Raw genomic sequence first — 12,243 nt, 5'->3', positions numbered from 1 at the left:
GAGAAAGAGGTAATGAAATGGCAGATCCCTGGCTTGTTGTCCACAACCGTTAAACCTTAAAAGCTTTAAAAGCCTTATATATTCTTTTTTTTCTTATAAAACTTAAAACCTTAGAGGCTATTTAAGTTGCTGATTTATATTAATTTTATTGTTCAAACATGAGAGCTTAGTACGTGAAACATGAGAGCTTAGTACGTTAGCCATGAGAGCTTAGTACGTTAGCCATGAGGGTTTAGTTCGTTAAACATGAGAGCTTAGTACGTTAAACATGAGAGCTTAGTACGTGAAACATGAGAGCTTAGTACGTACTATCAACAGGTTGAACTGCTGATCTTCGGATCTATGTCGGGTGCGGAGAAAGAGGTAATGAAATGGCATCCGGATCTGCATCGCAGGATGCTGCTGGCTACCCTGTGGAACACCTACATCTGTATTAACGAAGCAATTCATCGATGATGGTTGAGATGTGTATAAGAGACAGGCCATGAACGACGACGAAAAACCGGCCGACCCGACCGTCACGCCTGCGCAACCGGTACCGCCGGTGCAGCCGCAAGCCACTGCTCAGGCCAACCCGCCGCACACCATCGACGTGCAGGCGCAGAAAGTCGAAGAGCCGATCCGCAAAGACGTGTGAGCACTGACTAATGTTTGGTATCAGCTTCTCTGAACTGCTGCTCGTCGGCCTCGTCGCCCTGCTGGTGCTGGGCCCCGAGCGTCTGCCGGGCGCTGCACGCACCGCCGGCCTGTGGGTCGGACGGCTGAAGCGCAGCTTCAACGCGATCAAACAGGAAGTTGAGCGTGAAATCGGTGCCGACGAAATCCGTCGGCAACTGCACAACGAGCACATCCTGTCGCTGGAACAGGAGGCGCGGAAGATTTTCACGCCGGTTCAGCAGGAGCCGACGCCGGTCGAGCACGTGGGTGAGCAGACGATTCATGCGCCTGCCGCCGCGACGCCACCAGCACCTGTCGTAGCGCCAACCGATTCTGCACCTGCTGTCGCAGCCACGACGGTTGAACATGTAGCTCCAACCGCCGCGCCGACCACACCAGCGCCTCACGACCCAACATTGCCGCCGCGAGCCCCATGAGCGATCTCCCCGAAAACGACCAGCACATGCCGCTGGTTTCGCACCTCACCGAGTTGCGCACCCGCCTGCTGCGTTGCGTGGCGGCGATCTTCATCATCTTCGCCGGGCTGTTTGCCTTTACCCAGCAGATCTACACCTTCGTTTCGACGCCGCTGCGCGAATACCTGCCGGCGGGCGCGACAATGATCGCCACTGACGTGTCGTCGCCGTTCCTGACGCCGCTGAAGCTGACGATGATGGTCTCGCTGTTCCTGGCGATTCCGGTGATCCTGCATCAGATCTGGGGCTTCATCGCACCGGGCCTGTACAAGCACGAGAAGCGTGTCGCGGTGCCGTTGCTGATCTCCAGCATCCTGCTGTTCTACACCGGCATGGCGTTCGCCTACTTCTTCGTGTTCCCGCTGATCTTCAAGTTCTTCGCCTCGGCCACCCCGGCCGGCGTGGAAATGATGACCGACATCACCAGTTACCTCGATTTCGTCATGACGCTGTTCTTCGCTTTCGGCGTGGCGTTCGAAATCCCGGTGGCCGTGGTGCTGCTGGTGTGGATCGGCGTGGTCGACGTCAAATACCTGAAGAAGATCCGTCCGTACGTGATCATCGGCTGCTTCGTGGTCGGCATGATCCTGACCCCGCCGGACATCTTCTCCCAGACCCTGCTGGCCGTGCCGATGTGGATGCTGTTCGAAGTCGGCATCCTCTTCGGCAGCCTAGTCAGCAAACGCGAGCGCCCGGAAGAAACCGCCGACGATCACAACGACCAGCCGCCAGCGACTCAGCCATGAACCTGCTGCTGCTCGAAGAGGCCGACTTCATTGCGGCCGACCGCGTCGTGCTGCGTGATCGGCGCCTGACCCACATGCAGGAAGTCCACCGTTCGGAAGTCGGCGACAGCCTGCGGGTCGGGCGGATCGGCGGGTTGATGGGCTCGGCCGAGCTGCTGCGCCTGGACGCGGGTGAAGCTGAGCTTCGGGTCACCCTCGATCAACCGCCACCGGCCAAACTGCCGCTGACCCTGGTACTCGCCCTGCCCCGCCCGAAGATGCTGCGCCGGGTGTTCCAGACCGTGGCGACCATGGGCGTGTCGAAGGTGATTCTGGTCAACAGCTACCGGGTCGAGAAAAGCTTCTGGCAGACGCCGTTCCTCGAACCTGACGCGATCCGCGAACAACTGATCCTCGGCCTCGAACAGGCCCGCGATACCGTGCTGCCGGAAATCATCATCGAGAAGCGCTTCAAGCCGTTCGTCGAAGATCGCCTGCCAGCCATCACCGACGGCACCCTCGGCCTTGTCGGTCATCCGGGCAATTTCCCGCCCTGCCCCCGCGCCCTGAACGAACCGGTGACCCTGGCCATCGGCCCCGAGGGTGGCTGGATTCCCTACGAAATCGATCTGCTGGCCAAGGCCGGGCTGCAACCGGTGCAACTGGGCGAGCGAATCCTGCGGGTCGAAACCGCCGTCACCGCGCTGCTGGCCCGGCTGTTCTGAGCGCTTCGCCAGACAAAAGGCGTTACAGATTGCCATCATCCGGCCGATACCCTCTCCATAAGTCCAATTAGTGGTCCGAGGGGAGTCGTCGCATGTACCGTTGGTTAGCCGAGAGTCTTGGAAACGTCAGCGTCAAACGTAAGCTTGGAATCGGTTTCGGCCTGGTGCTGCTGCTGACCCTGTTGATCACCTTCACCGGCTGGACCGGCATGAGCGGGATCATCAGCCGGGGTGACAAGCTCGGGTTCATCTCCAGCCTCAACGAGCTGACCAAAGACCTGCGCCTGGCACGCCTGGACTATGAAGCCCGCCGTGGCGAACAGGGCCCTGGCGCGGTCAACGACCTGCTCGGCAAGCTCGACAGCGGCCTGCAAAGCGCGCGCGGCATGATCGAGCAACCGTCCGACGTGGCCATGATCGACCAGCAACTGGCGGCGGTCGCCGAGTACAAACGCGCCTTTGGCGACATGACCCAGGCCACCGTGCAGCGTGAAGACGCCCGCAGCAAACTCGGCGCCAGCGCCGATAACGCCGTGGCCAAGGTCAGCGAAGTCGAGAAATCCCTGCTGCAAGGCGACAGCGTTGCGCAATTCAACAGCGTGATCGAGCTGAGCAAACTGCTGCAGCAGGCGCGCTATCAGGTGCGCGGCTACACCTACAGCGGCAAGGCCGAAGCCGAACAACCGGCGCTGGATGCCATCGCCGCGGCTCTGAACAATCTGGAAAGCCTGCCGAGCAAACTGCCCGAGCAACACATCGCCAACCTGCAGCAGGCCACCGAATCGCTGAAGGCTTACCGCGCCGCCGTCAGCCAGTTCCGCGACTCCCAGGTGAACAACGCCAAGGCGCTGGCTCGCATGTCGGCTCAAGGCGACATCCTGCTCGACGTCAGCAAGAAGCTCACGGTGTCCCAGACCATCGTCCGCGACACCGATGCCGCGCACGCCAAAAACATGCTGATGATCGCCACCCTGCTGGCCCTGGCCTTCGGTCTGCTCGCGGCCTGGGCGATCACCCGACAGATCATCATTCCGCTGGAGCAGACCCTGAAAGTCGCCGAACGCGTGGCCGCCGGTGACCTGACCCACAATCTGGTGTCCCTGCGCCGTGACGAACTCGGTCAGCTGCAGCGTTCGATGCAGAGCATGACCCAGGGCCTGCGCGAATTGATCGGCGGCATCAGCGACGGCGTGACCCAGATCGCCAGCGCCGCCGAAGAGTTGTCCGCGGTGACCGAGCAGACCAGCGCCGGGGTGAACAATCAGAAAGTCGAAACCGACCAGGTCGCGACCGCCATGAACGAAATGGCCGCCACCGTGCAGGAAGTCGCGCGCAACGCCGAGGAAGCTTCGGAAGCCGCGGTCGCTGCTGACCAGCAGGCCCGTGAAGGCGACAAGGTGGTTGGCGAAGCCATTGCCCAGATCGAACGTCTGGCCGCTGAAGTCGGCCATTCCACCGAGGCCATGGGCGAGCTCAAGCGCGAAAGCGACAAGATCGGCAGCGTGCTCGACGTGATCAAGTCCGTAGCCCAACAAACCAACCTGCTGGCCCTAAACGCCGCCATCGAGGCCGCCCGTGCCGGTGAAGCCGGACGTGGCTTTGCGGTGGTTGCCGACGAAGTCCGCAGCCTGGCCCAGCGCACTCAGAAGTCCACGGAAGAGATCGAAGAACTGATCGTCGGCCTGCAGAACGGCACCCAGCAAGTCGCGACGATCATGGACAACAGCCGCACCCTGACCGACAGCAGCGTCGAGCTGACCCGGCGTGCCGGTGGTTCGCTGGAAAGCATCACCCGCACCGTTTCGGCGATTCAGGCGATGAACCAGCAGATCGCCGCAGCGGCCGAGCAGCAGAGCGCCGTGGCCGAAGAGATCAACCGCAGCGTGCTGAACGTGCGGGATGTCTCGGACCAGACCTCGGCGGCCAGTGAAGAGACGGCGGCCTCCAGCGTCGAGCTGGCGCGTTTGGGCACTCACCTGCAAACACTGGTGGGCCGGTTCAAGGTGTAAGTGGACGCCCGATCGTTCCCACGCTCCGCGTGGGAATGCATCCTGTGACGCTCCGCGTCACGCTTGCGAAGGGACGCAGAGCGTCCTGGGCGGCATTCCCACGCAGAGCGTGGGAACGATCAGTGATAAAAAAACGCAGCCAATGGCTGCGTTTTTTTTGCCCTGCGTTTAGAGGACTTGCCGCAGGAACGCCTGGGCTCGCGGATCCTTCGGTGCATCGAAGAACTCTGACGGCGAGGAGTCTTCCAACAGTTTGCCGTGATCGAAGAACAGCACCCGATCCGCCACTTCCCGGGCGAAGCCCATTTCGTGGGTCACGCAGACCATGGTCATGCCTTCCACAGCCAGGTTTTTCATCACGTCCAGCACTTCACCGACCATTTCCGGGTCGAGGGCCGAGGTCGGTTCGTCGAACAGCATTACTTTGGGGTCCATCGCCAGCGCCCGGGCAATCGCCACCCGCTGTTGCTGACCGCCGGACAGGCGCGACGGGTACTCGCGGGCCTTCTGGGCGATGCCGACCTTCTCCAGCAACGCCAGGGCCTTGGCCTCGCTTTCCTTCTGGCCGCGCTTGCGCACGACTTTCTGTGCCAGGCACAGGTTCTCCAGCACGGTCATGTGCGGGAACAGATTGAAATGCTGGAACACCATACCGACTTCGCGGCGGTAGGCGTTGACGTCGGTTTTCGGATCGGCCAGTTGCAGGCCGTCGATGCTCACCGAGCCGGAATCGAATTCTTCCAGACCGTTGAGGCAACGCAGGAAGGTCGACTTGCCGGAACCGGACGGGCCGATCACCACCAGCACTTCGCCCTTGGCCACGGACGTGCTGACGTTATCCACCGCGCGCACCACTTGCCCACGGGTGTCGAAGACTTTTACCAGATCGCGGACTTCAATCACTTTGCGCGAGCCTCCGCTCAAGCCGGCTGGCGATTTTCGACAGCGGCAGGTTGATCAACAGGTACAGGCCGGCGACGCAGAACAGGATCTCGAACGGCGAGAACGAGGTGGTGATGACTTCACGGCCGCTTTTCAGCAGCTCGGTGATGGCGATCACTGACACCAGCGAAGTGTCTTTGACCAGACTGATGAACTGCCCGGCCAGCGGCGGCAGCACGCGCTTGAACGCCTGCGGCAGCACCACATGACGCATCGACTGGCCAGCACTCAGACCCAGCGAACGCGCCGCTTCGTTCTGACCACGGGCAATCGACTGCACACCGGAACGGATGATTTCCGCCACGTAGGCGCCGGTGAACAGCGACAGCGCGGCGATCCCGGCAAACTCCCGGGACAGGTTCATTACCGTGCCGATGAAGAAATAGAAAATGAAGATCTGCACCAGCAGCGGCGTGCCGCGCACCAGTTCGACATAGATCGTCGACAGGTCGCGCAGGGTCGGGTTGCTCGACAGCCGGCACAGCCCGGTCGCCAGACCGATCAGCAGACCCAGCACGCCGGACACCACCGACAGCCAAAGCGTGGTCCACAGGCCCCACAACAGCGGGCCCGCCGCCCAATGCCGGGTCACGCCCACGACGTCGCCTTCGGCCACATCGTCGCCCTGAGCGAATTGCAGGCTGTTTTCGTCGACGGTCAGGTGCTGCTCGTCACCGGCATCGTTGCGCAGGGTGACCTGCGCGCTGCCGCCCTTGCGCACCAGTTCGCTGACGGTGGAAATGTCGGTCGCGCGCTGGGTTTCCTCGGCCTGATAGGCGAAGTACTGCGGCACGCGGTTCCAGCGCCATTCGTAGGACATCAGCGACGTGGCGTAATACAGCGCGCCGGCCAGGCCGACCAGCACCAGCACGGTCAGGACGTGCCAGGGCCATTGGGCTTTTTTCTGTTTCATTGAATGTTTCTCTGAGTCGCTCGTTCCCATGCTCTGCGTGGGAATGCATCCTGTGACGCTCTGCGTCACGCTTGCGAAGGGACGCGGAGCGTCCCGGGCGGCATTCCCACGCAGAGCGTGGGAACGATCGGCGAGCGGGTGTTATTCCATGTCCTTGAGCCACTCGGTGCTCTTGAACCACTTGTCATGGATGCGATCGTAGGTGCCGTCTTCGTGGATCTGGTGCAGGAAGTTGTTGATGAAGTTGAGGCTGTCGTAGTCACCCTTCTTCAGGCCGAAGGCCAGTGGCTCGTAGGTGAACGGCTTGTCGAGGAACACCAGTTTGCCGGCGCCGACCTTGTTCACGGCAACGACGTTGTACGGCGCGTCGTAGATGAAGGCGTCAGCCTTGCCGTTGACCACGTCGAGCACGGCTTCCTGCTCGTTGTCGTAGCCGTGGTACTTGGCTTTGGAGATCAGCTTTTTGGCGACCATCTCGCCGGTGGTGCCGAGCTTGGAGGTGATGCGGTAGTCGGCGGTGTTCAGGTCTTTATAGGACTTGATGGTGCCTTCCAGCTCTTTACGGATCAGCAGAGTCTGGCCGACCACGATGAACGGTTCGCTGAAATTCAGGCGCAGGTTGCGTTCCTGGGTCAGGGTCATGCCGCTGCCGATCATGTCGAACTTGTCGGTCATCAGCGCCGGGATGATCCCGTCGTAACCGGTGGAGACCAGCTCCAGCTTGACGCCCATGGCCTTGGTCATGGCTTTGAGGATGTCGACTTCGAAACCGATGATTTCGCCACGCTTGTTGGTCATTTCGAATGGCATGTAGGTCGGATCCATGCCGACTTTCAACGAGCCGCGCTTGACCGCGTCGTCGATTGCGCCGGCCTGCGCCGCATTGACTGCAACCAGTGCCGTGACGCCGACCAGCAGCATCGACAGATACTTCTTCATCTTCAAGTCCCCAAAACCATTGCGTTTGCGGCGCGAAAACCGACAGAAATGGACAAGATTGTCCGGGTGCGCCAATTCGGGGACGGATGCTAACGCACTCGTCCGTTTGCACAAGGTTTTTTGATCGGTTGCTGCCGGATGGGACGCAGAGCGTCCCGGGCTGCATTCCCACGCAGAGCGTGGGAACGAGTGATCCGCGACACTAATCGGCAGGCAAAAAAAACCCCGCTTTCGCGGGGTTCTTCATCAGGCCGGTTGTGCCTGCAAGCTCACCGGCTTGAGCGGCAGCAGCGGCGCGTGGGGATCGGCTTTCACCGAAGCCCGCCAGGCGTCCAGCCACTCGGCGTGACCTTCGGCCCACACCTGCTCGTGCAGACGGGCCAGGGCCACCGGATCGCTCAGCAGTTGCAGGCGATCATGGTTGTTCAGCCCGGCCGGGCCGACCTTGATCGCGTGACGCACGCGTTCCTGACGCAGCCATTCGATCGGCTCGGCCTGACCGTGACGCGAGGTCGCCAGCGAGCACGCCAGGGCGTTCTGCTGTGGATCGACCACGGCGCGGATAAAGCCGTCATTCAGTGCGTGCCAGCGGTTTTCGTGGGTGTACTGATCGGTGGCCAGCAACGCCTGTGGCGGATTGTATTCCTCGGGGATGAGGAACAGGCTCTCGTCACGGGACTTCAGGCCCAGGCCCACACGGCTGGAAATCACCGACACCGGAATCGACAGCATCAGCGAACCGACGATCGGCACCAGCCACCACAGGAAGCTCGGGTTCAGCCAGATCACCAGCAGCGCCCAGAAGAAGCCCAGCAGGGTCTGCGGGCCGTGACGCTTGACCGCTTCGCTCCATGGCGTGGAGTCATCGTCACGCTGCGGCGAGTTCCAGGTCGCGGCCCAGCCGAGGAACGCGGCCAGAACGAAACGGGTGTGGAAAATCATCCGCACCGGCGCCAGCAGCATGGAGAACAGCATCTCCAGCAGCATCGACAGGGTCACCTTGAACTTGCCGCCGAACTCTTTCGCGCCCTTGGCCCAGATCAGGATGATGCTCAACAGCTTCGGCAGGAACAGCAGCACGATGGTCGTCGAGAACAGCGCGATCGCCTTGTCCGGGTGCCATTGTGGCCACAGCGGATAGAGCTGACGCGGTTCGAGGAAGTACTGCGGCTCCATCAGCGTGTTCACCGCCAGCAGCGCGGTCGACAGCACCAGGAAGAAGAACCACAGCGGCGCCGACAGGTAAGACATCACGCCGGTCAGGAACACCGCGCGGTGCACCGGGTGCATGCCTTTTACCAGGAACAGACGGAAGTTCATCAGGTTGCCGTGGCACCAGCGACGGTCACGCTTGAGCTCGTCGAGCAGGTTCGGCGGCAGTTCTTCGTAGCTGCCCGGCAGATCGTAGGCAATCCACACGCCCCAGCCGGCACGGCGCATCAGCGCCGCTTCAACGAAGTCGTGAGAGAGGATCGCACCGGAGAACGCACCCTTGCCCGGCAACGGCGCCAGGGCGCAGTGGTCGATGAACGGCTTCATGCGGATGATCGCGTTGTGACCCCAGTAGTGGGATTCACCCAGCTGCCAGAAGTGCAGACCGGCCGTGAACAGCGGACCGTAAACCCGGGTGGCGAACTGCTGCATGCGCGCATACAGCGTGTCCATGCCCGAAGCGCGCGGCGCGGTCTGGATGATACCGGCGTCCGGCGTGGCCTCCATCAGGCGCACCAGACTGGTCAGGCACTCGCCACTCATCACCGAGTCGGCGTCGAGCACGACCATGTACTTGTAGTCACCGCCCCAGCGACGGCAGAAGTCGTCGAGGTTGCCGCTCTTGCGTTTGACGCGGCGGCGACGGCGGCGATAGAAGATCTTGCCGAAGCCCTTGGCTTCGCGGCAGACGTCCAGCCAGGCCTGCTGCTCGGCAACGCAGATGTCGGTGTCGTTACTGTCGCTGAGGACGAAGAAGTCGAAACGGTCCAGGTCACCGGTAGCGGCGACCGACTCGAACGTCGCGCGCAGACCGGCAAACACCCGAGGCACGTCTTCGTTGCAGATCGGCATCACCAGTGCGGTGCGCGCGTCTTTCGGAATCGGCTCGTTACCGGCACTTTTACCGGAAATCCGGTATTTATCGTGACCTGTGAGCAATTCGAGGAAGCCCATCAGCGCGGTCCAGAAACCGGCCGACACCCAGCAGAACAGAATCCCGAACATGATCAGGATGCTGGTCTGCAGCGCATACGGCAGCACTTGCGTGGCGGTTTGCAGCAGCGGTTGATGCAGGACTTCTTCCAGATCGACGAACGACCAGCCCTGGTACGGCATGATGCCTTTCATGTACCAGCCGGCGACGATGGTCTGACCCAGCATCAGCACCAGCAGAATGTAGCGACGGATCGAACCGACCGTGCGCCAGCGCGCCGCCGGCAGCACGTTGGCGTCCTTCGGCGGTTGCGGCGGGTTGGTCCGGCCGGTCAGGCGGCGCCAGCCACGCACCAGAATGTTGGTGCGCCACGGCTCCGGCACGACCTTGGTCCGACGGATCGGCGGCGTGGCCTTCATGCTGACCCGACCGCTGGCGTCGAGCACCAGCATTTCCGCGTCTTGCAGCTCTTCGGCGGTGCTCAGGATCAAGCGCTGGCCGACCGAAGCCTGGGCGGCTTCGGTCGGCGCGTCAAAGGTCTTGGACGACAGGCGTTCATGCAATTCGCTGAAGGACTGGCAGCCCGCGAGTTCCGCGCGCTGCTCGTCGGTCATCGGCAGATGCGCCAGGTACTCGGACAGAGTCTCTGGCTGTACTTGAGAGTTACTCATCGGCAGGCAACTGATAGCTCCAGGTCTCGGTCAGGACTTCTTCAGTCGGTGCCGATTCCGGTGTGGCTGGGGCCGCGTCCGCAGCGGCTGGCTGCTTGGCGTCTTTGTTGGCCTTGTCCTTGGCATCTGCAACCGGCTTGGCGTCGGCCTGCTTGGCCTCGGCGGCCTTGGCTTCCTTGTCGGCTTTCTCTTGTTGCTTGGCGGCAACCTTGTCGGCCTTGGCCACCGACGAGTTGGACGTCGGCACCGAAGACTTGGCCAGATCAGCGGTCACCACTGGCTGAACCAGGGCAGCGCGCATTTCGGTGGACTTGCTCGGGTCCTTGATCTTCATCCGCAGGGTCAGGCGCCAGCCTTTGGTTTCCGGGTTGTAGCGCACGCTGTTTTCGACCAGTTCGGCGTTGTCGCCGACGCTGACCTGGCTGCGAACGTCCGCGTCCGGGGCCAGGGCCGCCAGGGACGGGCCTTCGAAATCGACCAGGTAGGCCACGCTGCCATCCGGCTGACGGATCAGGTTCGACTGCTTGACGTCACCGGTCGAACGCAGGGTCTGGTTGACCCAGGCGCTGTCCGGCGCGTGCAGCGCGGCTTCGTCGATGGTCCAGTGCATGCGGTAGGCGAAGTCCAGCGGCTGGCCAGGCTCCGGCAGTTTTTCCGGGTTCCAGAACGCAACGATGTTGTCGTTGGTTTCGTCCGCAGTCGGGATCTCGACCAGATCTACGGTGCCCTTGCCCCAATCGCCCTTCGGCTCGATCCAGGCGCTTGGGCGCTTGTCGTAGCGGTCGTCGAGGTCTTCGTAGTGGCTGAAGTCACGGCCACGTTGCAGCAGACCGAAACCACGCGGGTTCTCGACGCTGAACTGGCTGACAGCCAAGTGTTTCGGGTTGTTCAGCGGACGCCAGATCCACTCGCCATTGCCGGCATGGATCGACAGACCGCTGGAGTCGTGCAGTTCACGACGGTAGTTGAGCACTTTCGACGGCTGGTTGGCGCCGAACAGGAACATGCTGGTCAGCGGCGCGATGCCGAGCTTGCCGACCTTGTCACGCAGGTACATCTGGCCCTTGACGTCGACGATGGTGTCGCTGCCCGGACGCAGGATCAGACGGTAGGCGCCGGTCGCACGTGGCGAATCCAGCAGGGCGAAGATCACCAGGTGCTTGTCGCCCGGCTTCGGCTGCTGAATCCAGAACTCGCGAAAACGCGGGAATTCTTCGCCGGACGGCAAAGCGGTATCGATCGCCAGACCACGGGCCGACAGACCGTAGGTGTGACCCTTGCCGACGACGCGGAAGTAGCTCGCGCCCAGCATGGTCATGATTTCGTCTTGCTTGTCCGCCTTGTTGATCGGGTACAGCACACGGAAACCGGCGTAGCCCAGTTGTTCGGTGGCCTTCGGATCGAACTGCAGGTCGCCGAAATCGAAACGGCTCGGATCGTATTTGATCTCTTCGACGGTGTTCGCGGTGATTTCGTTGATTTTCACCGGCGTATCGAAGTGCATGCCCTGATGATAGAAGGACAGCTTGAACGGGGTCTTCTGGTCGGCCCATTCGGCTTTTTCGGTGCGGAAACGAATCTTCTGATAGTCCGCGAATTTCATTTCACGGAATTCGTTTGGCAGGTTGCTGCGCGGGGCTTCGAACTTCTGCCCGGCCAGCTCTTTAGCCTTGGCCGACACATCGTCAAGATTGAATGCCCAAAGCTGGCCGGCGCTGAGCAGGCAGAGAACTGCCGAGCCCGCTACCAGAGCGCTGCGCAAGCGTTTGGCAGACAATTTTGCTGCATTACAGGGACTAACAATCACGAGCAACCCTCGCCGAAAACAGATCAATAAACCAACGGCCAGATGAAGTGCCTGTGAGGAATTCGGTACAAAAAAACCGACCTTGCAGGACACCCTTGCCAAGTTGGCGAGCATTGTTCCGACTCCGCTGGGTCAAAATGATTCCCCAATCGGATCCGGACAAGTCTCTACCTAAGTCAAAATGGACCAACGAACGCTGATCCCCGTAGCGCGCGATTATCTAGTAGCCCGCG

At 61.4% G+C, this 12,243-nt stretch carries 9 protein-coding genes and 2 pseudogenes; 6 read left to right on the top strand and 5 right to left on the bottom strand.

The features are described from left to right. Window positions 1-475 precede the first annotated feature (475 nt). The 6 genes and pseudogenes from tatA to AWU82_RS29615 all read left to right on the top strand — a co-directional run. Window positions 476-637 (top strand): annotated as a pseudogene (gene tatA, locus AWU82_RS25330) (twin-arginine translocase TatA/TatE family subunit); the annotation flags it as partial. 10 nt (window positions 638-647) lie between these two features. Then, the gene (tatB, locus tag AWU82_RS25325) at window positions 648-1,094 is read left to right on the top strand and encodes a Sec-independent protein translocase protein TatB (protein ID WP_084777045.1); all 447 of its coding nucleotides are present in this window, start codon (window positions 648-650) and stop codon (window positions 1,092-1,094) included. Beyond that, window positions 1,091-1,879 carry a twin-arginine translocase subunit TatC gene (gene tatC / locus AWU82_RS25320; protein ID WP_007952425.1) on the top strand — a complete coding sequence of 263 codons (789 nt, stop codon included), beginning with the start codon at window positions 1,091-1,093 and terminating at the stop codon, window positions 1,877-1,879. The genes tatB and tatC overlap by 4 nt, the downstream gene beginning before the upstream one ends. Then, window positions 1,876-2,583: a 16S rRNA (uracil(1498)-N(3))-methyltransferase gene (locus AWU82_RS25315; protein ID WP_064382826.1), complete on the top strand. Its 708-nt coding sequence runs from the start codon at window positions 1,876-1,878 to the stop codon at window positions 2,581-2,583. The genes tatC and AWU82_RS25315 overlap by 4 nt, the downstream gene beginning before the upstream one ends. 92 nt (window positions 2,584-2,675) lie before the next feature. After that, window positions 2,676-3,689: pseudogene (locus tag AWU82_RS29620) on the top strand (methyl-accepting chemotaxis protein); the annotation flags it as partial. 30 nt (window positions 3,690-3,719) lie between these two features. Further along, complete coding sequence (locus AWU82_RS29615; protein WP_371807397.1) at window positions 3,720-4,592, top strand: methyl-accepting chemotaxis protein; 873 nt, start codon at window positions 3,720-3,722, stop codon at window positions 4,590-4,592. Between the two features lie 168 nt (window positions 4,593-4,760). Here AWU82_RS29615 and AWU82_RS25305 read toward each other — a convergent pair whose 3' ends face one another. From AWU82_RS25305 to AWU82_RS25285, 5 genes are all read right to left on the bottom strand, one after another. Further along, window positions 4,761-5,495: an amino acid ABC transporter ATP-binding protein gene (locus AWU82_RS25305; protein ID WP_064382824.1), complete on the bottom strand. Its 735-nt coding sequence runs from the start codon at window positions 5,493-5,495 to the stop codon at window positions 4,761-4,763. After that, complete coding sequence (locus AWU82_RS25300; RefSeq protein ID WP_007952431.1) at window positions 5,488-6,447, bottom strand: amino acid ABC transporter permease; 960 nt, start codon at window positions 6,445-6,447, stop codon at window positions 5,488-5,490. The genes AWU82_RS25305 and AWU82_RS25300 overlap by 8 nt, the downstream gene beginning before the upstream one ends. A 141-nt stretch (window positions 6,448-6,588) precedes the next feature. Further along, on the bottom strand, window positions 6,589-7,386 hold the full coding sequence (locus tag AWU82_RS25295; protein WP_011332057.1) for a transporter substrate-binding domain-containing protein: 798 nt from the start codon (window positions 7,384-7,386) through the stop codon (window positions 6,589-6,591). Window positions 7,387-7,632: 246 nt separating this feature from the next. Beyond that, window positions 7,633-10,203, bottom strand: a complete 2,571-nt coding sequence (gene mdoH / locus AWU82_RS25290) for a glucans biosynthesis glucosyltransferase MdoH (RefSeq protein WP_064382823.1) — start codon at window positions 10,201-10,203, stop codon at window positions 7,633-7,635. Next, window positions 10,196-12,010: a glucan biosynthesis protein G gene (locus AWU82_RS25285; protein ID WP_011332055.1), complete on the bottom strand. Its 1,815-nt coding sequence runs from the start codon at window positions 12,008-12,010 to the stop codon at window positions 10,196-10,198. Before AWU82_RS25285 ends, mdoH begins: the two co-directional genes overlap by 8 nt. Between the last annotated feature and the right edge of the window lie 233 nt (window positions 12,011-12,243).

Source organism: Pseudomonas glycinae (assembly GCF_001594225.2).
GTDB classification, from domain to species: domain Bacteria; phylum Pseudomonadota; class Gammaproteobacteria; order Pseudomonadales; family Pseudomonadaceae; genus Aquipseudomonas; species Aquipseudomonas glycinae.
Note: the sequence above shows the minus strand (reverse complement) of the source record. Positions and strands in the feature narration are given on the sequence as shown.

What these genes read in the sequence shown, in the direction of transcription:
- tatB (WP_084777045.1), top strand. Translation starts at nt 648, where the DNA reads ATGTTTGGTATCAGCTTCTCTGAACTGCTGCTCGTCGGCCTCGTCGCC.
- tatC (WP_007952425.1), top strand. Translation starts at nt 1,091, where the DNA reads ATGAGCGATCTCCCCGAAAACGACCAGCACATGCCGCTGGTTTCGCAC.
- AWU82_RS25315 (WP_064382826.1), top strand. Translation starts at nt 1,876, where the DNA reads ATGAACCTGCTGCTGCTCGAAGAGGCCGACTTCATTGCGGCCGACCGC.
- AWU82_RS29615 (WP_371807397.1), top strand. Translation starts at nt 3,720, where the DNA reads ATGCAGAGCATGACCCAGGGCCTGCGCGAATTGATCGGCGGCATCAGC.
- AWU82_RS25300 (WP_007952431.1), bottom strand. Translation starts at nt 6,447, where the DNA reads ATGAAACAGAAAAAAGCCCAATGGCCCTGGCACGTCCTGACCGTGCTG.
- AWU82_RS25295 (WP_011332057.1), bottom strand. Translation starts at nt 7,386, where the DNA reads ATGAAGAAGTATCTGTCGATGCTGCTGGTCGGCGTCACGGCACTGGTT.
- mdoH (WP_064382823.1), bottom strand. Translation starts at nt 10,203, where the DNA reads ATGAGTAACTCTCAAGTACAGCCAGAGACTCTGTCCGAGTACCTGGCG.